Genomic DNA, 22,373 nt, shown 5'->3' with positions numbered 1-22,373 from the left:
CCCCCGCCCCGCAACAGCAGGCGGACCCGTGGCCTTGACCACACCCGCCACCGTTCCGAGCCTCTCGCCGACGTCGCCGTAACCGACCTGTCGGACGTATCCGCGCAGGCCACGGACGGGGGAGCAGAGATCGGCGTGGGCGCCGGACGGCCGCCCCGGCTGTCCGGATGATGTCTCAGCGACGTCCGCTATTCGGACACCCTCGAAGTGGCCGTACCCCCGTGTGCTCTACTTGCAGCCATGACCACGACGAGCAGCCGCACACTTGCGACCGAGGCGAACACGACGCCCGGTGCTCGCTGTATGTGTCGAATGTGCGCCTTCTGAGGGCCCCCGCCTGCGCCTCGCGCCCCGAAGCGAGACCCGACGGCCGAGCCGATCCGCCCGCCCCGAGCGACGGACCGTGCCTGCCCCGCGCACGAGCTGCCTCCGGTCACCCACCGAAGCGGCCGATCTGCGCCTGACTGTCCGAACGACGAATGCCCCGTGCCCGGCGGACCCCGCGCCGCGCACTCGACAGTGACGGAAACCCCTGTGATCACCACTTCGGGCCTGACCAAGGTCTACGAGTCGCGAGGCCGCCAGGTCACCGCTCTGGACGGCGTCGACCTCCACGTCCGCGAGGGCGAGGTGTACGGCGTGATCGGCCAGAGCGGCGCCGGCAAGTCCTCGCTCATCCGCTGCGTCAACCTCCTGGAGCGTCCCACCTCCGGCACCGTGACCGTGGACGGCGTCGACCTCACCGCCCTGGCGGCGAACGGCCGTCGCGCCGGGCGCGATCTGCGCCGCGCCCGCAGCAGCATCGGCATGGTCTTCCAGCACTTCAACCTGCTGTCCTCCCGCACGGTCAAGGACAACATCGAGCTTCCCCTGGAGATCCTCGGCGTCTCCGGCGCCGAACGCACCCGCCGCGCCCTGGAACTCCTCGACCTCGTCGGCCTCGCCGACAAGGCCAAGGCCTACCCCGGCCAGCTCTCCGGCGGCCAGAAGCAGCGCGTCGGCATAGCCCGCGCCCTGGCCGGCAACCCCAAGGTCCTGCTCTCCGACGAGGCCACCAGCGCCCTCGACCCGGAGACCACCCGCTCCATCCTCCAGCTGCTGAGCGACCTCAACCGGCAGCTCGGCCTCACCGTCCTCCTCATCACGCACGAGATGGACGTCGTCAAGACGATCTGCGACTCGGCCGCGCTGATGCAGAAGGGCCGGATCGTGGAGTCCGGCACCGTGAGCGAATTGCTCGCCACCCCCGGCTCCGAGCTGGCCGCCGAACTCTTCCCGGTCAGCGGCGCCCCCACCGGCCCCGACCGCACAGTGGTCGACGTCACGTTCCACGGCGAGGCCGCCACCCGGCCGGTGATCTCCCAGCTCTCCCGTACGTACAACATCGACATCTCGATCCTCGGCGCCGCCATGGACACCGTCGGCGGCAAGCAGATCGGCCGGATGCGGATCGAACTGCCCGGCCGTTACGAGGAGAACGTCGTCCCCGTCGGCTTCCTGCGCGAGCAGGGCCTCCAGGTCGACGTCGTCGACGAGGACCCGACCCCCGAGCTCCACGTGCCCACCCAGGGTCTCGTCAAGGAAGGTGCCAAGTGACCTGGTCGGAGATGCAGCCCCTCCTCGAGCAGGGCACCGTCGACACCCTCTACATGGTCCTGTGGGCCACGGTCGTCACCGTCCTCGGCGGACTGCCGCTCGGCATCCTCCTCGTCCTCACGGACAAGGGCGGACTGCTGCAGAACACCGTGGTCAACAAGGTCGTCGGCGTGATCGTGAACATCGGCCGCTCGCTGCCGTTCATCATCCTGCTGATCGCCCTGATCCCCTTCACGACCTTCGTCGTCGGCACCTTCATCGGCCCCACCGCGATGATCGTGCCGCTCGCCATCGGCGCCATCCCGTTCTTCGCGCGCCTCGTCGAGACCGCGATCCGCGAGGTCGACCACGGACTGGTCGAGGCCGTCCAGTCCATGGGCGGCTCCGTCCCGACGATCATCCGCAAGGTGCTGCTGCCGCAGGCACTGCCCTCGCTCGTCTCCGCCGTCACCACCACCGTCATCGTGCTCATCGGTTACTCCGCGATGGCCGGCGCGGTCGGCGGCGAAGGCCTCGGCTCCAAGGCCATCACGTACGGATACCAGCGCTTCGACACCCAGTTCATGCTGGTCACCGTCGTCGTCCTGATCGCGATCGTCACCGTCGTCCAGCTCATCGGCGACCTCGCCGTCCGGCTCCTCGCCCGCCGAGGACGCACGGCGTAACCCCATCGACTTCGTTCTCGAAGAAACAGCCCGGACTTGTTGTCCAGGCGTCCACCGCACCACCAGAAAGAGGCACTTTTCGTGCGTAAGAACATCAAGCTCACCGCCGGTATCGCCGCCACCGCCGCCCTCGCCCTCGGCCTCACCGCCTGCGGCACGGCCTCCGACCCGTCCTCCGCGAAGGACGCGGCCGGCTCCGGCGACAAGCCCCTCGTCGTCGCCGCGTCCCCGACGCCGCACGCCGACATCCTGAACTACGTCAAGGACAACCTCGCCGCGAAGGAGGGCCTGAAGCTGGAGGTGAAGGAGTTCACGGACTACGTCCTGCCGAACACCGCCACCGAGTCCGGCCAGGTCGACGCCAACTTCTTCCAGCACAAGCCGTACCTCGACGACTTCAACACGAAGAACAACACCCACGTCGTCCCGGTGGTCAACGTCCACCTGGAGCCCCTCGGCCTCTACTCCAAGAAGGTCAAGTCGCTCGCGGACATCAAGGCCGGCCAGACCATCGCCGTCCCCAACGACACCACCAACGGCGGCCGCGCGCTCCAGCTGCTCGCCGCGAACGGTCTCATCACGCTCAAGGACGGCGTCGGCACCAACGCCAAGCTCTCCGACATCACGGACAAGAAGGGCCTGGAGTTCAAGGAGCTGGAGGCCGCCACCGTGCCCCGCGCCCTGAACGACGTGGACGCCGCCGTCATCAACGGCAACTACGCCATCGAGGCCAAGCTCGCCCCGGCCAAGGACGCCATCGCCCTGGAGAAGGCCGACGACAACCCGTACGCCAACTTCCTCGCCGTCAAGGAGGGCAACGAGAAGGACGCCCGCGTGCAGAAGCTCGCCAAGCTCCTCAACTCGCCCGAGGTGAAGAAGTACATCGAGGACACGTACAACGGCTCGGTCGTCCCGGCCTTCGGCGCCGTCGCCAAGTAAGGCCCGCAGTACAGTTCTTGTGACGAAGGCCCCCGCATCCCGTCCGGTGCGCGGGGCCTTCGTCGCACCTCCGCCGGATCTGACGCCACATCGGACCCGGCCATGCGCACCGGCGACTGCATGCTGCATGCTGTGCGTTCACGGTCGATTCGGACGGTCCACGGCATGGAGCTGAGCATGACTACCACCTTCCCGGACATCTCCATCAACACGGACCGGTTGGTGCTGCGCGCGCTCGAAGAGGCGGACGCGCCCGCCCTCGCCGAGATGATGAACGACGAGATGGTCGCGGCCTGGACGGCCGTCCCCCAGCCGTACACCGAGGACGCCGCACTCCGCTGGATCACCGCGTACGCCCCCACCGAACGCGCCGCCGGCCGAGGCCTCGACCTCGCCGTCACCGAATTCCTCACCCAGCGCCTCGTGGGCGTCATCCAGCTGAGCAACACCGACTGGCGGGTCCGCTCCACCGAGATCTCCTACATCATCGCCCCCTGGGCCCGCGGCGAGGGATACGCCTCCGAGGCCGCCCTCGCCACCGCCCAGTGGCTCTTCGGCGACCAGGGATTCGAACGCATCGAGCTGCGCACCGCCGCCGACAACACCGCCTCCCAGCAGGTCGCCCAGAAGATCGGCTGCATCAGCGAAGGCGTCCTCAGAGGCGCCTGCATAGCCCGCACCCGCACCGAGGACGGGGAGTGGGCCGACCTGCGCACCGACTTCATCGTCTGGGGCCTGCTCCCCGAGGACCTCGAAGGCGTCGCCGACCAGATGGCGGAGGCCGGCTACTCGTCCTTCACCGACTGGAGCTGAGCCCGCCACCGATCCCGGGTACCCTCGACACGCCCCACGACCTGCGACAAGACCTCAGGAGACAGACAACGATGGCCGACCGGGTCACGGTGATCGGCTGGGACGGCTCGCCCCTCACCGCAGCGGCCCGGTCCGCGCTCTCCGCCGCCACGCTCGTGGCCGGCGCCCCGCACCACCTCGCGCTGCCCGAGGTACCGCCCGCCGCCGAAAGGATCCGCCTCGGCAGCGTCGACCTCGCCGCCCGCCGCATCGCGGGCCACCGCGGCACCGCCGTCGTCCTCGCCGACGGCGACCCCGGCTTCTTCGGCGTCGTCCGCACCCTGCGCGCCCCCGAGCACGGCCTGGAGGTCGAGGTCGTCCCCGCCGTCTCCTCCGTCGCCGCCGCCTTCGCCCGGGCCGGCATGCCCTGGGACGACGCCCGGATCGTCGTCGCCCACCAGCGCACCCTCCGTCGCGCCGTCAACGTCTGCCGCGCCCACACCAAGGTCGCCGTCCTCACCTCGCCCGGCGCCGGCCCCGCCGAACTCGCCCTCCTCCTCGACGGCGTGCACCGGACCTTCGTCATCTGCGAGGAACTCGGCACCGACCGCGAACAGGTCACCGTCCTCACCTCCGACAAGGCCGCCGACCACGCCTGGCGCGACCCCAACGTGGTCATCGTCATCGGCGGCACGGCCGGCGCCCCGCCCGGCGGCTGGCTCATGGGCCAGGAGACCCCGGCCGTACGAGGCTGGGCCCTGCCCCTCGAAGAGCCCGGCCGCAGCGGCGAGGACCCGACCCTGCGCGCGACCCAGCTCGCCCGGCTCGGCCCCCGCGTCGGCGACCTGGTCTGGGACATCGGCTGCGGCACCGGCGCGCTCGCCGTCGAGGCCGCCCGCTTCGGCGCCGCCGTCATCGCCGTGGACGCCGACGCGGACGCCTGCGCCCGCACCGAGGCGGCCGCCCGCCGCCACGGCGTCCAGCTCCAGGCCGTCCACGGCCGGGCCCCGCACGTACTGGAACGGCTCCCCGAACCCGACGTCGTACGGATCGGGGGCGGCGGCGTCCCCGTCGTCACCGCCTGCACCGACCGCCGGCCCGAGCGGATCGTCGCCCACGCCTCCACTCGCGACGAGGCCGAGGCCATCGGCGCGGCCCTCGCCGACGGCGGCTACACCGTCGAATGCGCCCTGCTCCAGAGCGTCGGCCTCGACCCGAACGACTGGTCGGAACGCGACCGCTCCGTCGTCTTCCTGCTCTCCGGCCGCCGGATCGATCGCGCCCCCTGATCAAGCCGCCCGACCGGGCCAGGTAGGCTGGCCGATCGTCGTACCGCACCCGGGCCTTCGGCAGTTTGTTCTCCAATGTCCGGAACCAGGGGCCCGTTTGGGCCCCTGATGTGGTACGGAGCAACGGGGGGACGCGCGACGTGGCGCAGTCCACAGCAAACCGTGGCGGATCCGCCTGTCATGACGGCCGATGGCCGCGACAATGCTGGGGTGCCCGCGCGTCATTCGTGCCGCACGGCGCGCACGCTCGTTCTTGTTGACGGGCGAAGGTCTGAAGGAGCACAACCGATGGGCGAGGGGTACGCATGACGGACACCGGCCAGGTCCCGGGCGAGGGGCTGCCGGAGAACGCAGGCATGGTCGAGCAGCCGGGCATCCCCGCTCCGGGCGCGTACACCTTCCTGGACCCCTCCGAAAGCGCAGCCGAGGACGACGACCTGCTTCTGATGCCGGGCGCGCAGGGCGCGTGGAGCGAGCACCAGCCGGGCACCGTGCCCGCGCCGCCGGTCGCCGTTCCGGCACCCGGGACGATGCCGGGCCGACCGGTGGGCGACCCGCTCACCGACCCGCTGGCCGGACCGATCGCCGACGCTCTCGCCGCCCAGACCCCGCCGGCCCCGGCCGCACCCGTCGCCCACGAGGCCGTCTCCACCCCGGCCCACGGCGTCCCGACCGGCCTCTCGACCCCCGCGCACGGCGTGCCGTTGGCGCCCGAGCCGCCCGTCCACGCCGTCTCGACGCCCGCTCACGGTGTGCCGGTCGCGCCCGAGGCCGTCGGTGTGCCGCTGGCGCCCGTCCACACCGTCTCGACACCGGCGCACGGGGTGCCCCTGGCCCCGCAGGAGCCGGTCGCGTCCGAGGTCGTCACCGACCACGGCTACGAGCCCGGAATCCTGGACACCGGCGCCCACGAGGCCGCCGGCCGCGACTCCGGCTCGGTGGACCTCGGTGGCGTACGCGTACCCCCGCAGGCCGCCGCTCCGACCCCGCCGCCCGCCCGCCGCCCCCTGCACATGGGCCCGCCCATGCCGGAGAACAGCGGGGGAGTCGTACGCTCCCTGGCCGACCGTGGCCCCGCCGCCCCCGTCCCGGCCCCGGCACCCGCGCCCGCGCCTGTCGCGGCCCCCGTTGCCGCGATGGCGCCCACCCCGATCCCCGCCCGGATCCCGGGACCGCAGACGACCGGCCTCGAATACATCGACGTCCCCCAGGAGCAGCCGGCCGCCCCGGTCGCCCCGCAGCTCGGCGAGACCCCGCCGCAGGGTGCCGTGCCGTGGGACCCGCAGCCCGTGCAGGCTCCTGCGCCCGCAGAAACGGTCGGCCAGTTCGTCCAGGTCGAGGGCACGGTCCCGACGACCCCGCACCTGGCACCGACCCCGATGCCCGAGGAGCCGGCCGCCGAGGCCCCCGTGGAGGCGCCCGCTCCGGTGGAGCCGGCTGCTCCGGTGGAGCCGTCCGCGGAGGAGACCCCCGCGCCCGTCCCGGCGCCGCGCGACGGCGGCCCGGCCGCCGCCGTACCCGTACCGCCGGTCGAGGAAGCCGCCGCCGAACCGGCGCCGCAGCCCGAGGCGCCCGCCGAGGTCGCGGCCGAGACCGAGGCTGTGGCCGAGGTCGTCGCCCTGCCCGCGGCCGAAGAGCCGGTGGCCGAAGGGCCCCAGGCGGCGGACCCCGCCGTCGAGCAGGCCGCCCCTGCCGAGCAGGTCGCAGAGACCCCGGTGGACGACGCCCCGGCCGAGGGCGCCCCCAACGAGGCCGTCGTGATCGAGGAGCCCGCCGCGGAGGCGCCCCCGGCCGTCGAGGAGCAAACGGCCCAGGACCCCGCGGCCCAGGAATCCGCAGCCCAGGGCCCCGCGGCCCAGCCCGCACACGCCGAAGAACCGGCCATCCTGGACGCGGCAGCCCAGGCCACCGACACCGAAGAACCGGCCGTCTTGGGCGCCACCCCCCAGAACTCGGCAGTCCAGGAAGTCGCGGGCGAGGAACCCGGCGTCGAGGAAGAGCCGGTCGACGAGCAGGCTGTCGAGGAGGCTGCCGAGGCGGCCGTCGGCGCACCGGCGCCGGGGTACGACGACGCCGAGCGCGAGGCCGTGCTGCGCGTCATGCGTGAGCGCCGCGACATCCGCAACGGCTTCCGCTCCGACCCCATCCCGCACGAGGTGCTGCTCCGCGTCCTGGAGGCCGCCCACACGGCCCCCAGCGTCGGCCACTCCCAGCCCTGGGACTTCGTCGTCATCCGCTCCGCCGAGACCCGCCGGAGCATGCACGAACTCGCCCAGCGCCAGCGCGAGGCCTACGCCAACTCGCTGCCGAAGGCCCGGGCGAAGCAGTTCAAGGAACTGAAGATCGAGGCCATCCTCGACACCCCGGTCAACATCGTCGTGACCGCCGACCCGACCCGAGGCGGCCGGCACACCCTCGGCCGCTACACGCAGCCGCAGATGGCGCCGTACTCCTCGGCCCTCGCCGTCGAGAACCTGTGGCTCGCCGCTCGCGCCGAAGGCCTCGGCGTCGGCTGGGTCAGCTTCTTCGACGAGCGCGAGATGGTCCGCGCGCTCGGCCTGCCCGAGCACCTCGAAGTGGTCGCGTACCTCTGCGTCGGTTACGTCGACGAGTTCCCCGAGGAGCCCGAGCTGATGCAGGCGGGCTGGTCCAAGCGCCGCCCGCTGTCCTGGGTCGTCCACGAGGAGACGTACGGCCGTCGGGCGCTGCCCGGCGAGGAGCCGCACGACCTGCTCCAGGAGACCGTCGCCAACATCCGCCCGCTGGACGCGAAGGCGCTCGGCGAGGCGTGGGAGCGGCAGAAGCGCATGACGAAGCCCGCCGGGGCCCTCGGCATGCTGGAGATCATCTCCGCACAGCTCTCCGGCCTCTCCCGGATGTGTCCGCCCCCGATCCCCGAGCCGGCCGCCGTGGCGATCTTCGCCGGTGACCACGGCGTGCACGCCCAGGGCGTCACCGCCTGGCCCCAGGAGGTGACCGGCCAGATGGTCGCGAACTTCCTCGGCGGGGGAGCGGTCTGCAACGCCTTCGCGAACCAGGTCGGCGCCGAGGTCTGCGTCGTCGACGTCGGCGTCGCGTCAGACCTCCCCGCCACGCCCGGCCTCCTGCCCCGCAAGGTCCGCGCAGGCACCGCCGACTTCACGACGGGCCTCGCGATGACCCGCGACGAAGTGCTCGCGGCCATCGAGGTGGGCATCGAAACAGCCCGCGACCTCGTCGCAGCGGGCAACAAGGCCCTGCTCACCGGCGAGATGGGCATCGCGAACACCACCGCGTCGGCCGCCCTCATCTCGGTCTACACGGGCGTGGACCCGACCGAGGTCACCGGCCGCGGCACGGGCATCAACGACGAGATGCACGCGCGGAAGGTGGACGTGGTCCGCCGCGCGCTCGACCTCCACAAGCCGGACCCGGCGGACCCGATCGGCGTCCTCTCGGCGATCGGCGGCCTGGAGCACGCGGCGCTCGTCGGCCTGATCCTGGGCGCGGCCTCACTCCGTACCCCCGTCGTCCTGGACGGCGTCTCGACGGGCGCGGCGGCGCTGGTGGCCCGGGCGATCGCGCCCGAGTCCCTGGCGGCCTGCATCGCGGGCCACCGCAGCGCCGAGCCGGGCCACGTGGCGGCCCTGAACAAGCTGGGCCTGCGCCCCCTGGTCGACCTCGACCTCCGCCTCGGCGAGGGCACCGGCGCCCTCCTCGCCCTCCCGATCGTCCAGAGCGCGGCCCGCGCGATGCACGAGGTGGCGACGTTCGACTCGGCGGGCGTCACGGAGAAGTAGCCCGGGGCGCCGCCTCGTGACCGTTGTGGGCATTCGTTCCGCTGGGGCGGAACGGGTGGGCACAACGGAACGGCGCCCTTGCGGGCGCGTCCGCTCCCGTTGGCCTGCCCGCACGACGTGGGCGTCCACCCCTGAGGGGCGGACCGCACCCGTGGGCGCCAGGCCGGGGAAGCGGAGGCACCCGCAAGGGCGCCGTCCCGTGTGCCCACCCGTCCCGCCCTGCGGGACGATTGCCCACACGGGGCGGGATATCCGTCACAGGCCGCCCACCCCCGGTGACCGATATCGTGGGCACCGGGCACAGCACCCCGCCCCACCAGCCGCTTCACCGCCGCAGCGGCCCCGCACACCCCGCCCTCCGAGGAGCCGCACACAGATGGCTGAGCACGCCGCGCACCCCGCCTACCCCGTAGGACTCCGTCTCTCCGGCCGGCGCGTCGTCGTCTTCGGCGGCGGTCAGGTCGCCCAGCGCCGCCTCCCCGCCCTGATCGCGGCAGGCGCGGCGATCACCCTCATCTCCCCCTCCGCGACCCCCTCCGTGGAGGCGATGGCCGAGGCCGGCGAGATCACCTGGATCAAGCGCCGTTACGAAGAGGGCGACATCGCCGACGCCTGGTACGCGCTCGTCGCCACCAGCGACCCCGTCGCCAACGCCGCCGCCTCCGCCGAGGCCGAGCGGACCAAGACCTGGTGCGTGCGCGCCGACGACGCCGAGGCGGCCACCGCCTGGACCCCGGCCACCGGCCGCAGCGAGGGCGTGACCGTCGCCGTGCTCACCGGCCACGACCCGCGCCGCTCCGCCGCTGTGCGGGACGCCATCGTCGAGGGCCTCCGGGACGGTTCGATCGCCGCCCCCCAGCACCGCACCCGTACCCCCTTCGTCGCCCTCGTCGGCGGCGGCCCCGGCGACCCCGACCTGATCACGGTCCGCGGCCGCCGGCTGCTTGCCGAGGCCGACGTGGTCATCGCCGACCGCCTCGGCCCCCGCGACCTGCTGAACGAGCTCCCGCCGCACGTCGAGGTGATCGACGCGGCGAAGATCCCGTACGGCCGCTTCATGGCGCAGGAGGCCATCAACAACGCGCTGATCGAGCACGCCAAGGCCGGTAAGTCGGTCGTACGGCTCAAGGGTGGCGACCCGTTCGTCTTCGGCCGCGGCATGGAGGAGGCCCAGGCGCTGGCGGCCGAGGGCATCGCCTGCACGGTCGTCCCCGGCATCTCCAGCTCGATCTCCGTCCCCGGCGCGGCGGGCATCCCGGTCACGCACCGCGGAGTGGCCCACGAGTTCACCGTCGTCAGCGGCCACGTCGCGCCCGACGACCCGCGCTCCCTCGTCGACTGGGCGTCGCTGGCCAAGCTCACGGGCACGCTGGTGATCCTGATGGGCGTCGACAAGATCGGGAAGATCGCCGAGGCGCTCATTGCGCACGGCAAGTCCCCGGAGACGCCGCTCGCCCTGGTCCAGGAGGGCACCACGGCCACGCAGCGCCGGGTGGACGCCACGCTGGCCACGGTCGCGGAGCGGGTCAAGGCCGAGGAGGTCCGCCCGCCGGCGGTCATCGTCATCGGCGACGTGGTGACGGAGGGCCCTGAGAAGCTGGTGAAGTAGCCAAGCCCATGAAGTAACCCAAGCCCGCGAAGTAACCAAGCCCGTTAAGTAACCGGGGGTAACCAACCCCCGTCGCACACATTGGCACCGCACCCCGGAGAAGGCAGTATCACCTCGTGGCCGAACTCATCACGATCGACGACCCCGACGACCCGCGCCTGCGCGACTACACCGGCCTGACCGACGTGGAGCTGCGCCGCAGGCGCGAGCCCGCCGAGGGTCTGTTCATCGCCGAGGGCGAGAAGGTCATCCGTCGAGCGCGGCAGGCCGGGTACGAGATGCGGTCAATGCTGCTCTCCGCCAAGTGGGTCGACGTCATGCGCGACGTCATCGACGAGGTCCCGGCGCCGGTGTACGCGGTGCAGCCGGAGCTCGCCGAGCGCGTCACCGGCTACCACGTGCACCGCGGAGCCCTCGCCTCGATGCAGCGCAAGCCGCTGCCGAGCGCCGAGGAACTCCTCCGCGACGCCCGCCGGGTCGCCGTGATGGAGTCGGTCAACGACCACACCAACATCGGCGCCATCTTCCGCAGCGCGGCCGCGCTCGGCATGGACGCGGTGCTGCTGTCGCCGGACTGCGCCGACCCGCTGTACCGCCGCTCGGTGAAGGTCTCCATGGGCGCGGTCTTCTCGGTCCCGTACGCCCGTCTGGAGACCTGGCCGCGCGGTCTGGAGGCGGTACGGGAGGCGGGCTTCAAGCTGCTCGCCCTCACGCCGGACGAGAAGGCCTCCCCGATCGACGTGGCGGCCCCGCACAAGCTGGAACGGGCGGCGCTGATGCTCGGTGCCGAGGGCGACGGCCTGTCCACGCAGGCGCTGCGCGCGGCGGACGAGTGGGTCCGTATCCCGATGGCGCACGGCGTCGACTCGCTCAACGTGGGCGCGGCAGCGGCCGTGGCCTTCTACGCGGTGGCGAGCGGCCGCCCGCAGGACTGATCCTGGCAGGACTGACCCTGCAGGGGGACTAACCCTGCAGGGCCTGCGCGGCGGCGATCCCCAGGGCGACGACCAACGTCACCACCACGAACACGAACAGCCGCTGCCGCAGCAGTCGCGGATTGGCGGGCCGCCGGCCGGTCGAGGTACTGCGCGCACCGCCGGGCCGGGAGGCCGCGGGACGCCCGCCCGGCCGGGACTGCGGGGCGCGTGACCCGCCGGCGCCGCCGCCCGTGCGGGGTGCGGACGGCCGCGAAGCAGATCCCGGGGCGGCGGACCGCCCCTGTGTACTGCGCTCGGTGTACCGCTCCGTCGGCCGGCTGCCCGTGGATCCGGTCGGCTGCTCCGTACGGTCCCGCTGCGCCGGCGGGCGGGCGGCGGGCAGCCCCTGCGCCTCGCGGGCGGCGATCTCCTTGAGCCGCATGGACAGCTGAAGGGTGCTGGGGCGGTCCTCGGGATCCTTGGCGAGACAGGCCCGTACGAGCGGGGCCAGGGCGTCCGGTACGCCGTTCAGCTGCGGCTCCTCGTGGACCACGCGGTAGAGCATGACCTCGGAACTGCCGTGCCCGAAGGGTGAGTCCGCCATCGCCGCGTACGCGAGGGTGGCACCGAGCGAGAAGACGTCCGTGGCCGGGGTGACGGCCGCGCCCCGCACCTGCTCGGGCGCGAGGAAGCCGGGGGAGCCGACGGCCGTGCCCACGTGGGTGAGGGTGCTGGCGCCGGTGGCCCAGGCGATGCCGAAGTCGATGATCCGGGGGCCCTTGGGGGACAGCAGGATGTTGGAGGGCTTGAGGTCCCGGTGGACGACACCGGCCTCGTGGACGGCGACCAGGCCCTCGGAGAGCGCGGCTCCGATTGCGGCCACGTCGGCGGCGCGCAGCGGACCCTCTTCGGCGACCCGGTCGTGCAGCGAGGGGCCGGGCACGTACTGGGTGGCGAACCAGGGGCGGTCGGCCTCCAGGTCGGCGGCGACCAGCCGGGCGGTGCAGCCGCCCCGGATGCGCCGGGCCGCGGAGACCTCGCGGGCGAACCGCGACCGGAACTCCTGGTCCTCGGCCAGGTCCGGCCGGATCACCTTCAGTGCCACCCGCTGACCGCGGCGGTCGGATCCCAGGTACACGACCCCCATCCCGCCGGCCCCGAGCCGGCGGTGGAGCCGGAACGACCCGACGATCCGCGGATCCTCGCGCCGGAGCCGCATCATCGCCATGTCCGTCCCCTCGTCCGTTCGACGTGGCACAGCTTACGTATTGACGCCCCGGTGTGCTCATAGGCCGCGCCCTCGCCGGGGGATCGATTGTCAGTGCTGGGGAGGACACTTGAGGGGTGGTCAGGACGCCGTCGCAGACGCGCGTCCGGGCCGCGGCATTCTCCAATATCCAATCGCAGAAGGGGGATTCGGGCGATGAAGGGTGACCGCGTGGAGATAGTCGTGGACGCGGGGGACACGACACGGACGTACGAAGTGGTGGCAAGCCGGGCGGGCCGGAGGGTGGAGACGGCGGTACGGAGAGGGGTGGTGGAAGTGAGCGAAGTCACGCGCACGGGGGTGGTCGTCCGGACGGCCCGTTTCATGGCGAGCCGGGTCCTCGCGCTGGTCGAGCAGCCGGTCCCCCTCCGGGAAGACCCTCAGTCCTAGGGCGGTCCCTCCACCCAGGGGAGTACGCCGCGGGGGCACTCGTCATCCTCCGGGAGGCCCGGAGATCGGTACGCGGGCATGACGTCCGGGCGGCGTCCGATCCCTAGTGTTGAAGTCAAGCGGCGGGTGCAGCACTCGTCCCCCGAGGTCAGACACCCGCCGCTGCCAGACACGACAGGAGAGGAACCATGGCGTACCCGGTACCGCGGATCACCCCCCGACCTTCGGGCCGCCGCCACCCCCTGGTGGCGACCGCCATGGTCCTCCCTCTCGCGACCCTGCTGGTCGTCGTCTTCGGCGGCTGGGACGCAGTGGTCACACAGGCGTCGTCCGTGGGCGTGATGCTGGGGCGCTGAGCGGCGCCCCGGACCCGGGAGAGCGGCCCGGGTCGGGGACATCCGGCCAACAACCCCGTGGGGACGGGGGTACGGCGGACGGCAGCGTGCGGCCGGTCAGCTGGGGAGCTGACCGGCCCTCGCGCTTTTCGGGGCCACAGGCCCCAACGCCCCACCGGTTCCCGCACACCCGGCGCCGGGCGACGCGCAGCCTGCGCTGAGGGCGCAGCCCTCGGGAACCCCGGCACCCCCAGCCGGGTCACCGGGTACGGCCGGGTTGGTTCGCTCCGGGCGACGTAGTCGGCGCTTCCCGCGCTGGGGGCGCAGCCCTCGGGAACTCCGGCACGCCCCGCCGGGTCACCGGGTGCGGCCGGGTTGGTTCGCTCCGGGCGACGCGTAGCCGTCGCCTCCGAGGTCGGGGGCGCAGCCCCCGGGAACCGGCCACCCCCCCACCAGCCCCCGGCAGGGTTTCGGGAAGGGGTGGGGTGGGGGAGTCCTCCGTGCCCGCCACCCGCAGCGCGTACGCTCCCCGCGTGGAGCAGGACGAACTCGAACAGCTCAGCGCCCTCGCGCGGGACGCGGCGCACCGGGTCGATGCCGCGTGCCCGTGCGCCCCGCACACCGCGGCCGTGCTCGCCGATCGTGACGACGGGACCGTCGTCCGGCACGGCGCCGTCGTCGTCAAGGCCCACGCCCCCGGCATGGACCCCGACGCCCACGCGGCCCGGATCGCCGTCGCCGCTCTCGATGCGCTGGACGGGATCCTCCTCCCGCCCCACCAGACCCCCGCCCCCGCGCTCCAGGCCCGTCCCCTCACCGCCTGGCCCTACGGCACCCCCGTCGACCCGGCCGACCCCGACGCCGCCCCCTGGGAGGACGCGGCCCGGCTCCTCGCCCGGCTCCACCGCACCCCGCCACCCCCCGGCCTCCCACCCATGCGCGCCCCCGCCAAAGCAGCCCTCGCCGTGGAGCGGATGCGCCGGGCGGCCGGCGCGCCCCGCCCCGCCGTCGAGACCGTGCTGCGCGCCTGGCGCACCCTCCCCGAGGAGCAGACAGGCCGCCGTCTCCTCTGCCACGGCGACTTCCACCTCGGCCAACTCGTACGCGCCCCCCACCGCCCCCAAGCCCCCTGGCTCCTCATCGACGTGGACGACCTCGGCCTCGGCGACCCCGCCTGGGACCTGGCCCGCCCCGCCGCCTGGTTCGCCGCCGGGATCCTGCCCCCGGACATCTGGTCCCTCTTCCTCGACGCGTACCGACAGGCCGACGGCCCGGCCGTCACCGCCCACGACGACCCCTGGCCCCAACTCGACGTCCCCGCCCGCGCCCTGACCGTCCAGACCGCGGCGCTCTCCCTCGTCAAGTCCACCGCCGAGAACCGCCCGCTCGACGAGGTCGAGGAAGTGATGATCGACACCTGTGCCCGAATCGGCTCACTCCGAACCGAGTTGGCCGGGCCTGCGTCCCCATAAGCTGAAAGCACCATTCGAACGGCAGGGAGTTGAGCCGAGCATGCAGTGTCCCAAGTGCCACGCAGCGATGCACACCTACAACCGCAACGGCGTCCAGATCGAGCAGTGCAGCGGCTGCCGCGGGATATTCCTGGACTACGGCGAGCTGGAGGCCCTGACCCGGCTCGAGTCCCAGTGGGTGCAGCAGGCGCCGCCCGCGCCCGCCCCGCCGGCCTACCCGGCGCAGCCCGCCCCCGCCGCGCCCGCCTGGGGCGCCCCTCACCACGGCGGCCACCACGGCGGCGGTCACTACCGCCAGCGCGGCTTCGGCCGGATGCTCTTCTCCTCCTGAGAGTCCTGAGAGTCCTGAGAGAGCGGATACGACGAAGCCCCCGGCCGCGAGAGGCGACCGGGGGCTCCGTCATGTGGTGCGCGATACTGGGATTGAACCAGTGACCTCTTCCGTGTCAGGGAAGCGCTCTCCCGCTGAGCTAATCGCGCGGGGCCGGTCCCACACCATACAGGACCAGGGGTTACTGCCGTACTGCGTGCGCGATACTGGGATTGAACCAGTGACCTCTTCCGTGTCAGGGAAGCGCTCTCCCGCTGAGCTAATCGCGCGGGGATCCTTGCGGACCAGATCCTTCCGGATCAGTGGACGATACTGGGATTGAACCAGTGACCTCTTCCGTGTCAGGGAAGCGCTCTCCCGCTGAGCTAATCGTCCTTGGAGGTGGAGACGGGATTTGAACCCGTGTAGACGGCTTTGCAGGCCGTTGCCTCGCCTCTCGGCCACTCCACCAGGAGTGAATACGGGGGTTCGGGAAGATCCCCCACATCGAGCGGACGACGAGATTCGAACTCGCGACCCTCACCTTGGCAAGGTGATGCTCTACCAACTGAGCCACGTCCGCTTGTCGTTTCCGTTCCGCTTGCGCGTCCCGGCGACGTGTTGAACTCTAGCGGATTCCTGGGCCAGCACAAAAACGCGTTTCCGCAGCGTGCTGAGCTGCGCACGGAGCCGGACGGTCCGACGGCGGTCCGACAGGTTCGCGTGACGTTCACTCCCCGTGTCCCCGAGGTGGCTCGCAGCCGCCCACGCGAGCGCCCCGCCCACAGCCCCCGTCACCGCGTCCGCGCCCGCCCTAGACTCGATCCGTGCACGACCTTGCTCCTCTGGCCCGCTTCGGCGGCCTCGTCGCGACCGACCTGCGGGATGTCACCAGCGACCCCGCGGCTCTGGACTCCGCCGGCTTCTGGGCCGTCTCCGCGGACTTCGAGGGCCGCCTGACCTGCGCCCGCTTCGGCGACGTACGGGTGGACCCCGTCCCCGCGCCCGCCCCGGGCGCCTGGCGCGGGCCGGCCGCCGGTGACTGGACGTCGTCGCTCGACCGCGCCACGTACACCGAGGGCGTCCGTCGCATCCGCGAGCACATCGCGCGCGGTGAGGTCTATCAGGCCAACCTCTGCCGCGTGATGTCCGCGCCGCTGCCCGACCCCGCCGCCGCCGACGTCGACGCCCTCACCGCGCTGCTGGCCCGCGGCAACCCCGCTCCGTACGCCGGAACGATTCGGCTGCCCGCCCACGGCGTGGAGATCGCCACCGCGTCCCCCGAGCTCTATCTGCGCCGGGAGGGCCGCACCGTCGAGTCCGGCCCCATCAAGGGCACCGGGCGCACCGCCGAGGACCTGCTGGAGAAGGACCACGCCGAGAACGTGATGATCGTGGACCTCGTACGGAACGACCTCGGCCGGGTCTGCGCCACCGGCTCGGTCACCGTCCCCGAGCTCTGCGCCGTCGAGCCCCACCCTGGCCTGGTCCACCTCGTCTCCACCGTGCGCGGCGAGCTCGACGAGAAGGCGGGCTGGCCCGAGCTGCTCGCCGCCACCTTCCCGCCCGGCTCCGTCACGGGCGCCCCGAAGTCGAGCGCCCTGCGGATCATCGAAGCCCTGGAGACCGCCCCCCGCGGCCCGTACTGCGGAGGCATCGGCTGGGTCGACGCCGACCGCCGCACCGCCGAGCTGGCCGTCGGCATAAGGACCTTCTGGATCGACCGCCCCGAGGGCGTGCTCCGCTTCGGCACCGGCGCCGGCATCACCTGGGGCTCCGACCCGGAGCGCGAGTGGGCGGAGACCGAATTGAAGGCGTCCCGCCTGCTGGCGGTAGCGTCGGGCGCGTACGAGGCGAGCGGAAAGGCCATATCTCGATGAAACTCTGGGTCAACGGCGGGCTGCACGACGCGGAGGAAGCCCGGGTGTCCGTCCTGGACCACGGGCTGACCGTCGGCGACGGCGTCTTCGAAACGGTCAAGGCCGAACGCGGCCGGACCTTCGCCCTCACCCTCCACCTGGAGCGCCTCACCCGCTCCGCTCGTGGCCTCGGCCTGCCCGACCCCGACCTCGACGAGGTCCGCCGCGCCTGCGCCGCGGTGATCGAGGCCAACCCGATGGAGCTCGGCCGGCTCCGCATCACGTACACCGGCGGACTCTCCCCGCTCGGCTCCGAGCGCGGTGACGCCGGTGCCAGCCTCGTCGTGGCGCTCGGCGAGACGAGCCGCCGCCCCGACTCCACCGCCGTGATCACGGTCCCCTGGACCCGTAACGAGCGCGGGGCGCTCACCGGCCTGAAGACCACCTCGTACGCCGAGAACGTCGTCGCCCTCGCCAGGGCGGCCGAACGGGGCGCCACCGAGGCGCTGTTCGCCAACACGGTCGGACAGCTCTGCGAGGGCACCGGCTCCAATGTCTTCGTCGTGATCGACGGCCGGATCCACACCCCGCCCGTCTCCTCCGGCTGCCTGGCCGGCATCACCCGCGCCCTTGCGGTCGAGTGGACCGGCGCCGTGGAGAGCGATCTGCCGCTGGACGTCCTGGAGAGCGCCGAGGAGATCTTCCTGACCTCGACCCTCCGCGACATCCAGGCCGTGCACCGGGTCGACGGGCGCATCCTGACCGCCGCCCCCGGGCCGGTCACCGCCAAGGCCATGCGGATCTTCGACGAGCGCGCGGCGGCCGCCGGCGACCCGCGCTTGTAAAACCGGATGACGGACGGCCGTGGCGTGGGTACAACACCCGTGATGACCACCACCCTGCGGCCGGCCGAGCCGCTTCAGCAGACCGCCGACGGCGGCCGTTCACGCACGTACGACATCTGTGTGAACAGCCGTCGGGTCGGCTCCGTCCACCTCGCCACCGATCCGGCCTTCGGCGCCTATCAGGGCGTGATCGAGGGGCTCCGGGTCGACGAGCCGGATCGTGGACGGGGCCGGGGCACGGTGGCGGCGCTCGCCTCCGAGGAGGTGCTGCGGAGCTGGGGCTGCGGCGAGGTGCGCATCTCGGTGCCGGCGGACGTGTCGGCCGCCGTGCGGATGGCGACCTCGCTCGGCTACACCGAGCGCAGCCGGAACATGCTCAAGGACCTGCCCGCCGAGCCGTCGGAGCTGCCGGACGGCTTCGCGTACCGCCCGGTCACCGAGGAGGAGTTCGCGGAGTGGTCGGCGCGGTCCAAGGAAGCCTTCGCGCGGAGCTGGATCGACCGGGGCGTGCCGGAGGAGCAGGCGCGCGCCAAGGCCGAGCACGGCCGCCGCCGCTTCCTCCCGCAGGGCCTCGCGACCCCGGGCGTCACCGTGGTCGCGGCCGTACGGGACGAGCAGGTGATCGGCTATCTGTGGACCGGCCGGATCGAACTCGAGCCGGGACGGTGGACGGGCTTCGTGTACGAGGTCGAGGTCGCCGAGGAGCACCGTGGCAGGGGGCATGGCCGGGGGCTGATGCTGCTCGCCGAGCGCGTCGCGCTGGCGGCCGGGGAGCGCCTGCTCGGACTGCACGTCTTCACGAGCAACACCCCGGCGATCCGGCTGTACGAGTCGCTGGGCTACCGCACGACCCACGTCAACAGCTCCAAGCCGCTGCTCTAGCCCGCCAGCAGACGGTCGGCGATCTCCTCGATGCGGGCGCGCAGACCGTCCTGGCTCTGGCCGCCGTCCAGCCGCTCGCCGCCGACGACATAGGTCGGGGTGCCGGTGACCTTGATCGCCTTGCCCTCGGCCTGGTCGGCGTCGACGGTCAGCAGATGCCGGCCGTCGATCAGGGCGGTGTCGAACTCCTCGGCGTCCAGGCCCAGTTCACGCGCCACGTCCAGGAGCACCGGCTCGCCCCGCTCGGCGAGGTCCGCGGTCCTGGCCAGCAGCGCCTCCACGTACGGCCAGCCCTTGCCCTGCTCGGCCGCCTCCTCCGCGGCCTGCGCGGCGGCGTAGGCGTGCTTGTGCTTCTCCAGCGGGAAGTGCCGCAGCTGTACGTCGATCCGGTCGCCGTACCTCTCGCGCAGCGCGCGCACGTCGTCGAGCGCGCGGAAGCAGTCGGGGCACTGGAGGTCGAACCAGGCCTCCACGGTGACGGGGGAGGCGGACGGGGTGGTGGAGTCGCTCATGGGAGCAGTCTTCCAGCCCCCGTCGGCGCGGCCCAACCGGGACCTGGGGAGGAGATCCCGTGCGGGGCGACCCGGAGATCTCCCTGAGGTCCGCCGGGAACATGGCCGTGGGCGCCTTCGACGGTGCAGGATGGAAGGGACGTATCGCCCCCGGCCCAGGAGGATCGCATGCTCGCCGAGACCATCTTTTCCGCGGTGTCCGCGGCGGGCCTGGGCATCGCCGCGATCACGGCGTACCGCAGGCGTTTCCTCGCCGCGACGCGGATCGCCGCCTACTCCCTGGTGCCCGTCGGTCTGGTCATGACCGGGGCGGTGGAGTGGGCCTTCGACACGGCCTTCAGCCCGACCGCCTGGGCCGGTTTCGGTGTGCTCGGCGTGGCCTGGCTGCTCTTCATGACCACCCGCGCCGTCGAGCGGCGCAGGTCGGGACGGAAGGAGGCCGAGGAGGTCGCGAAGGGTGAGCGGTCCGGCGCCGTCGCACCGGCCGCGTCCGCACCCTCACTCGGTCGCGGTCAGCGGGGTGCGACCCCGAAGCCGCAGGCCAAGGCGGCGGGGGACGACTTCAGCGACATCGAGGCGATTCTGAAGAAGCATGGGATCTGACAGTCGGAGCATCCACGGAATGTGATGAACTCCCGCTTCAGAGGGGCGTGTTGCGGGCTGTCTCGCGGGGGTGCTGCGCCATGATCGCCCCGAGATGCTGGATACCTCGCGGGATCATGCCCCCGCCCCCACCGAAGAACCGCGCGGTTGTCTTTTCGCGCTCTCCCAGCCGCCGCTGATGATCTTCCTTGCGGTGATCGGCTGTCTGCTCCTGATGGCCGCCGTGCACGACCTGTTCCTGCTGTGAGCGGGCTGGTGTCGGACCGAGGTCCGGCAGCTCAGCCGGCGGCCTCCTTGCGACGCGCGCGGTACGCGGCGACGTGGAGCCGGTTACCGCAGGTGCGGCTGTCGCAGTAGCGGCGCGAACGGTTGCGGGAGAGGTCGACGAAGGCCCGGCCGCAGTCGGGTGCCTCGCAGCGCCGCAGCCGTTCCTGCTCGCCCGCCACGACGATGAACGCCAGGGCCATCCCGCAGTCCGCCGCGAGATGGTCGGCGACCGACGCGCCCGGCGCGAAGTAGTGCACGTGCCAGTCGTAGCCGTCGTGGTCGGTGAGCTGCGGCGTCGTGCCCGCCGCGGCGACCAGCTGGTTGATCAGGGTGGCCGCGATCCGGGCGTCCGGGGCCGCGAAGACCGACGTGAACCTGGCCCGTACCTCCTGGACGGCCCGCAGGTCGTCCTCGTCGAGCTTGGCCACGTCGCTGATGTCGTGGGCCCGTACGAAGGTCTGCAGCGACGGGACGTCCACGAGCTCGTCGTCGCGGTCGCCCTGGGGCGCGGTGTTCATCAGATCGACGACGGTGTCGAGGGCGATCCGGGTGTCGTGGGGGATCAGCACGATTCGCTCCCTGGCCGGCTGCGGGCGGGCGCCCGCGGAATTGCGCTGACTCTAGCGGCTTCGCCGCAGACTGCCGGGAAGGGTCCGAAAGCGGTGCGGAACGGGGCCGAAACCCGGCCCCGGCCGACTGCCGGTGACCGCTGTCCCTCGTCCGCGGCCCGGGAACGGGCATCGGCGCCCTCCTCCGCGCCGGCTGCGCGGTGAGGACGCCGATGTCTGCCGTATGGGGTTGTCCGCGCGGCGCCGTCGCCCCGAGTCGGACGGCGCCGTGCGGCTCTCGGCCTGGCTCAGCTGTCGGCCAGGATGTGGGAGAGCTCCGTATCGAGGTCGAAGTGACGGTGCTCGGTGCCGGGTGGCACGGCGGCGTCGGTCCGCTTCAGGAACGACTCCAGGGCCCTCGCCGGGGCCTCGAGCAGGGCTTCGCCCTCGGGGGAGCTCAACGCGATGCAGACGACGCCCTGACCGTGACTGCGGGACGGCCAGACTCTGACGTCGCCGGTGCCGGTGGGCCGGTGCAGCCCCTCGGCGAGAAGGTCGCGGGCGAAGACCCACTCGACCGTCTCTTCGGCTCCGGTGTGGAAGGTGGCGTGCACGGCATAAGGATCGGCCGTGTCATACCGCAGGCCCGCGGGTACAGGCAGTGAGGACTCGCTCGACACAACGAGGCGCAGGTGCAGCTCGCAGCTGACCGTGGTGTTCATAAGCGCCAGGGCCTTTCGCTCAGTGTGCGCTCGGGGATTCGCACGTCGGCGAAATCGACATGCCACCTACGGTGCCGTTGTAAACCCCTCTGTCTGTTTTGTGATCGTTCAGGTAGCTCGTATGGGGGTGTGTAACTTTGGGTAATACCGCCATACCGGTGACGGGGCCGCGTCCGGTAAGTTGGTGACTATGAATGCGGAGAGTGACGAGCGCACCGGGGAGTCCGCGGCCGACGGGGAATCCGGGCTGGGATCCAAGGCCCCCGAGTTCATCAAGGCCCGCCGGACCCTGCACATGAGCTGGCAGGTCGGCGTCTTCATCGTGGGGCTCGCGGTGGTCGGCGCCGGTGTCGTGATGCTGCCCCTGCCCGGCCCCGGCTGGCTGGTGATCTTCGGCGGCATGGCGATCTGGGCCACCGAGTTCGTCTGGGCGCAGCTCGTGCTCCGCTGGACGAAACGGAAAGTCACCGAGGCGGCGCAGCGCGCGCTCGACCCGAAGGTCCGGCGGCGCAACATCATCCTGACCACGATCGGTCTCGTGATCATCGGAGCGCTGCTCGGTTTCTATCTGTGGAAGTACGGCTTCGTCATGCCGTGGAAGATCGACGACTGAGCTGACGACCGGCCTGGGGACGGTCGGGGGACGGTCGGGGCACCGGCTGACATGCGGTAATGTTTGCGGTGCGCCCGGGCGATTAGCTCAGTGGGAGAGCGCTTCGTTCACACCGAAGAGGTCACTGGTTCGAACCCAGTATCGCCCACCACCCGGACCGAA

22 protein-coding genes and 6 tRNA genes are annotated in these 22,373 nt (G+C 72.3%); 19 read left to right on the top strand and 9 right to left on the bottom strand.

Going from position 1 to position 22,373, the window contains the following annotated elements:
* Positions 1–534: 534 nt before the first annotated feature.
* From ACZ4VI_RS10050 to ACZ4VI_RS10015, 8 genes are all read left to right on the top strand, one after another.
* The gene (locus ACZ4VI_RS10050; protein WP_467998373.1) at positions 535–1,596 is read left to right on the top strand and encodes a methionine ABC transporter ATP-binding protein; all 1,062 of its coding nucleotides are present in this window, start codon (positions 535–537) and stop codon (positions 1,594–1,596) included.
* Positions 1,593–2,261, top strand: coding sequence for a methionine ABC transporter permease (locus ACZ4VI_RS10045; protein ID WP_467998372.1), 669 nt, complete (start codon positions 1,593–1,595; stop codon positions 2,259–2,261). Before ACZ4VI_RS10050 ends, ACZ4VI_RS10045 begins: the two co-directional genes overlap by 4 nt.
* 81 nt (positions 2,262–2,342) lie before the next feature.
* On the top strand, positions 2,343–3,200 hold the full coding sequence (locus ACZ4VI_RS10040) for a MetQ/NlpA family ABC transporter substrate-binding protein (RefSeq protein ID WP_467998370.1): 858 nt from the start codon (positions 2,343–2,345) through the stop codon (positions 3,198–3,200).
* 177 nt (positions 3,201–3,377) lie between these two features.
* Positions 3,378–4,013 carry a GNAT family N-acetyltransferase gene (locus tag ACZ4VI_RS10035; protein WP_467998368.1) on the top strand — a complete coding sequence of 212 codons (636 nt, stop codon included), beginning with the start codon at positions 3,378–3,380 and terminating at the stop codon, positions 4,011–4,013.
* A gap of 71 nt (positions 4,014–4,084) precedes the next feature.
* Positions 4,085–5,281, top strand: a complete 1,197-nt coding sequence (gene cbiE, locus ACZ4VI_RS10030) for a precorrin-6y C5,15-methyltransferase (decarboxylating) subunit CbiE (protein ID WP_467998366.1) — start codon at positions 4,085–4,087, stop codon at positions 5,279–5,281.
* Between the two features lie 305 nt (positions 5,282–5,586).
* On the top strand, positions 5,587–9,060 hold the full coding sequence (gene cobT / locus ACZ4VI_RS10025; protein ID WP_467998364.1) for a nicotinate-nucleotide--dimethylbenzimidazole phosphoribosyltransferase: 3,474 nt from the start codon (positions 5,587–5,589) through the stop codon (positions 9,058–9,060).
* A 376-nt stretch (positions 9,061–9,436) separates the two neighbouring features.
* Positions 9,437–10,669, top strand: a complete 1,233-nt coding sequence (gene cobA, locus ACZ4VI_RS10020; RefSeq protein ID WP_467998362.1) for a uroporphyrinogen-III C-methyltransferase — start codon at positions 9,437–9,439, stop codon at positions 10,667–10,669.
* A gap of 116 nt (positions 10,670–10,785) precedes the next feature.
* A complete protein-coding gene (locus ACZ4VI_RS10015; protein ID WP_467998360.1) occupies positions 10,786–11,604 on the top strand; it encodes a TrmH family RNA methyltransferase in 819 nt (272 codons plus the stop codon).
* Positions 11,605–11,632: 28 nt separating this feature from the next.
* On the opposite strand, the gene ACZ4VI_RS10010 is transcribed toward ACZ4VI_RS10015, so the two are convergent.
* Positions 11,633–12,814, bottom strand: coding sequence for a serine/threonine-protein kinase (locus tag ACZ4VI_RS10010; protein ID WP_467998358.1), 1,182 nt, complete (start codon positions 12,812–12,814; stop codon positions 11,633–11,635).
* Positions 12,815–13,009: 195 nt separating this feature from the next.
* Here ACZ4VI_RS10010 and ACZ4VI_RS10005 point away from each other — a divergent pair, with 195 nt between their 5' ends.
* From ACZ4VI_RS10005 to ACZ4VI_RS09990, 4 genes are all read left to right on the top strand, one after another.
* Positions 13,010–13,243: a hypothetical protein gene (locus ACZ4VI_RS10005; RefSeq protein WP_137990476.1), complete on the top strand. Its 234-nt coding sequence runs from the start codon at positions 13,010–13,012 to the stop codon at positions 13,241–13,243.
* A 188-nt stretch (positions 13,244–13,431) separates the two neighbouring features.
* Complete coding sequence (locus tag ACZ4VI_RS10000; RefSeq protein WP_467998356.1) at positions 13,432–13,599, top strand: hypothetical protein; 168 nt, start codon at positions 13,432–13,434, stop codon at positions 13,597–13,599.
* Between the two features lie 512 nt (positions 13,600–14,111).
* Positions 14,112–15,050, top strand: a complete 939-nt coding sequence (locus ACZ4VI_RS09995; RefSeq protein WP_467998354.1) for a phosphotransferase family protein — start codon at positions 14,112–14,114, stop codon at positions 15,048–15,050.
* A 40-nt stretch (positions 15,051–15,090) separates the two neighbouring features.
* Entirely contained in the window at positions 15,091–15,381 is a 291-nt protein-coding gene (locus tag ACZ4VI_RS09990; RefSeq protein ID WP_467998352.1) for a TFIIB-type zinc ribbon-containing protein, read from the top strand.
* 74 nt (positions 15,382–15,455) lie between these two features.
* Here the strand turns inward: ACZ4VI_RS09990 and ACZ4VI_RS09985 are convergent.
* From ACZ4VI_RS09985 to ACZ4VI_RS09965, 5 genes are all read right to left on the bottom strand, one after another.
* Positions 15,456–15,530: transfer RNA gene (locus ACZ4VI_RS09985), tRNA-Val, on the bottom strand.
* A 48-nt stretch (positions 15,531–15,578) separates the two neighbouring features.
* Positions 15,579–15,650, bottom strand: a tRNA-Val gene (locus ACZ4VI_RS09980).
* A gap of 34 nt (positions 15,651–15,684) precedes the next feature.
* A tRNA-Val gene (locus ACZ4VI_RS09975) sits at positions 15,685–15,756 on the bottom strand.
* 1 nt (position 15,757) lies between these two features.
* Positions 15,758–15,831 (bottom strand) — tRNA-Cys (locus ACZ4VI_RS09970).
* A 39-nt stretch (positions 15,832–15,870) separates the two neighbouring features.
* Positions 15,871–15,943 (bottom strand) — tRNA-Gly (locus tag ACZ4VI_RS09965).
* 244 nt (positions 15,944–16,187) lie between these two features.
* Between ACZ4VI_RS09965 and ACZ4VI_RS09960 the strand changes: the two genes are divergently transcribed.
* Genes ACZ4VI_RS09960 through ACZ4VI_RS09950 form a run of 3 tightly spaced genes read left to right on the top strand, consistent with a single transcriptional unit; the run spans position 16,188 to position 18,946 of the window.
* Entirely contained in the window at positions 16,188–17,240 is a 1,053-nt protein-coding gene (locus tag ACZ4VI_RS09960) for a chorismate-binding protein (protein ID WP_467998350.1), read from the top strand.
* Entirely contained in the window at positions 17,237–18,064 is an 828-nt protein-coding gene (locus tag ACZ4VI_RS09955; protein WP_467998349.1) for an aminotransferase class IV, read from the top strand. Before ACZ4VI_RS09960 ends, ACZ4VI_RS09955 begins: the two co-directional genes overlap by 4 nt.
* A 42-nt stretch (positions 18,065–18,106) precedes the next feature.
* Positions 18,107–18,946: a GNAT family N-acetyltransferase gene (locus tag ACZ4VI_RS09950; protein ID WP_467998347.1), complete on the top strand. Its 840-nt coding sequence runs from the start codon at positions 18,107–18,109 to the stop codon at positions 18,944–18,946.
* On the opposite strand, the gene ACZ4VI_RS09945 is transcribed toward ACZ4VI_RS09950, so the two are convergent.
* Positions 18,943–19,458 (bottom strand): DsbA family protein, encoded by a 516-nt coding sequence (locus ACZ4VI_RS09945; protein ID WP_467998345.1) that lies wholly within the window; start codon positions 19,456–19,458, stop codon positions 18,943–18,945. The two genes, ACZ4VI_RS09950 and ACZ4VI_RS09945, sit on opposite strands and share 4 nt — an antisense overlap.
* A 168-nt stretch (positions 19,459–19,626) precedes the next feature.
* Between ACZ4VI_RS09945 and ACZ4VI_RS09940 the strand changes: the two genes are divergently transcribed.
* Complete coding sequence (locus ACZ4VI_RS09940; RefSeq protein WP_467998344.1) at positions 19,627–20,061, top strand: hypothetical protein; 435 nt, start codon at positions 19,627–19,629, stop codon at positions 20,059–20,061.
* A 94-nt stretch (positions 20,062–20,155) separates the two neighbouring features.
* Complete coding sequence (locus tag ACZ4VI_RS09935; RefSeq protein ID WP_361601803.1) at positions 20,156–20,308, top strand: hypothetical protein; 153 nt, start codon at positions 20,156–20,158, stop codon at positions 20,306–20,308.
* 31 nt (positions 20,309–20,339) lie between these two features.
* On the opposite strand, the gene ACZ4VI_RS09930 is transcribed toward ACZ4VI_RS09935, so the two are convergent.
* Both ACZ4VI_RS09930 and ACZ4VI_RS09925 read right to left on the bottom strand, forming a co-directional pair.
* Complete coding sequence (locus ACZ4VI_RS09930; RefSeq protein ID WP_467998342.1) at positions 20,340–20,897, bottom strand: CGNR zinc finger domain-containing protein; 558 nt, start codon at positions 20,895–20,897, stop codon at positions 20,340–20,342.
* A 287-nt stretch (positions 20,898–21,184) separates the two neighbouring features.
* Positions 21,185–21,598: an SsgA family sporulation/cell division regulator gene (locus ACZ4VI_RS09925; protein WP_015032345.1), complete on the bottom strand. Its 414-nt coding sequence runs from the start codon at positions 21,596–21,598 to the stop codon at positions 21,185–21,187.
* Between the two features lie 190 nt (positions 21,599–21,788).
* Here ACZ4VI_RS09925 and ACZ4VI_RS09920 point away from each other — a divergent pair, with 190 nt between their 5' ends.
* Together ACZ4VI_RS09920 and ACZ4VI_RS09915 are read left to right on the top strand one after the other, a co-directional pair.
* Entirely contained in the window at positions 21,789–22,211 is a 423-nt protein-coding gene (locus tag ACZ4VI_RS09920; protein ID WP_467998340.1) for a TIGR02611 family protein, read from the top strand.
* A gap of 76 nt (positions 22,212–22,287) precedes the next feature.
* Positions 22,288–22,362: transfer RNA gene (locus ACZ4VI_RS09915), tRNA-Val, on the top strand.
* The last annotated feature ends 11 nt before the right edge of the window (positions 22,363–22,373 follow it).

The organism is Streptomyces sp. NPDC029169 (genome assembly GCF_055563935.1).
The sequence above is the reverse complement of the archived record's forward strand: the minus strand, read 5'-3'. Positions and strand labels throughout refer to the sequence as shown.

What these genes read in the sequence shown, in the direction of transcription:
- ACZ4VI_RS10035 (WP_467998368.1), top strand. Translation starts at nt 3,378, where the DNA reads ATGACTACCACCTTCCCGGACATCTCCATCAACACGGACCGGTTGGTG.
- cbiE (WP_467998366.1), top strand. Translation starts at nt 4,085, where the DNA reads ATGGCCGACCGGGTCACGGTGATCGGCTGGGACGGCTCGCCCCTCACC.
- cobT (WP_467998364.1), top strand. Translation starts at nt 5,587, where the DNA reads ATGACGGACACCGGCCAGGTCCCGGGCGAGGGGCTGCCGGAGAACGCA.
- cobA (WP_467998362.1), top strand. Translation starts at nt 9,437, where the DNA reads ATGGCTGAGCACGCCGCGCACCCCGCCTACCCCGTAGGACTCCGTCTC.
- ACZ4VI_RS10010 (WP_467998358.1), bottom strand. Translation starts at nt 12,814, where the DNA reads ATGGCGATGATGCGGCTCCGGCGCGAGGATCCGCGGATCGTCGGGTCG.
- ACZ4VI_RS10005 (WP_137990476.1), top strand. Translation starts at nt 13,010, where the DNA reads ATGAAGGGTGACCGCGTGGAGATAGTCGTGGACGCGGGGGACACGACA.
- ACZ4VI_RS10000 (WP_467998356.1), top strand. Translation starts at nt 13,432, where the DNA reads ATGGCGTACCCGGTACCGCGGATCACCCCCCGACCTTCGGGCCGCCGC.
- ACZ4VI_RS09990 (WP_467998352.1), top strand. Translation starts at nt 15,091, where the DNA reads ATGCAGTGTCCCAAGTGCCACGCAGCGATGCACACCTACAACCGCAAC.
- ACZ4VI_RS09955 (WP_467998349.1), top strand. Translation starts at nt 17,237, where the DNA reads ATGAAACTCTGGGTCAACGGCGGGCTGCACGACGCGGAGGAAGCCCGG.
- ACZ4VI_RS09950 (WP_467998347.1), top strand. Translation starts at nt 18,107, where the DNA reads ATGACCACCACCCTGCGGCCGGCCGAGCCGCTTCAGCAGACCGCCGAC.
- ACZ4VI_RS09945 (WP_467998345.1), bottom strand. Translation starts at nt 19,458, where the DNA reads ATGAGCGACTCCACCACCCCGTCCGCCTCCCCCGTCACCGTGGAGGCC.
- ACZ4VI_RS09940 (WP_467998344.1), top strand. Translation starts at nt 19,627, where the DNA reads ATGCTCGCCGAGACCATCTTTTCCGCGGTGTCCGCGGCGGGCCTGGGC.
- ACZ4VI_RS09935 (WP_361601803.1), top strand. Translation starts at nt 20,156, where the DNA reads ATGCTGGATACCTCGCGGGATCATGCCCCCGCCCCCACCGAAGAACCG.
- ACZ4VI_RS09925 (WP_015032345.1), bottom strand. Translation starts at nt 21,598, where the DNA reads ATGAACACCACGGTCAGCTGCGAGCTGCACCTGCGCCTCGTTGTGTCG.
- ACZ4VI_RS09920 (WP_467998340.1), top strand. Translation starts at nt 21,789, where the DNA reads ATGAATGCGGAGAGTGACGAGCGCACCGGGGAGTCCGCGGCCGACGGG.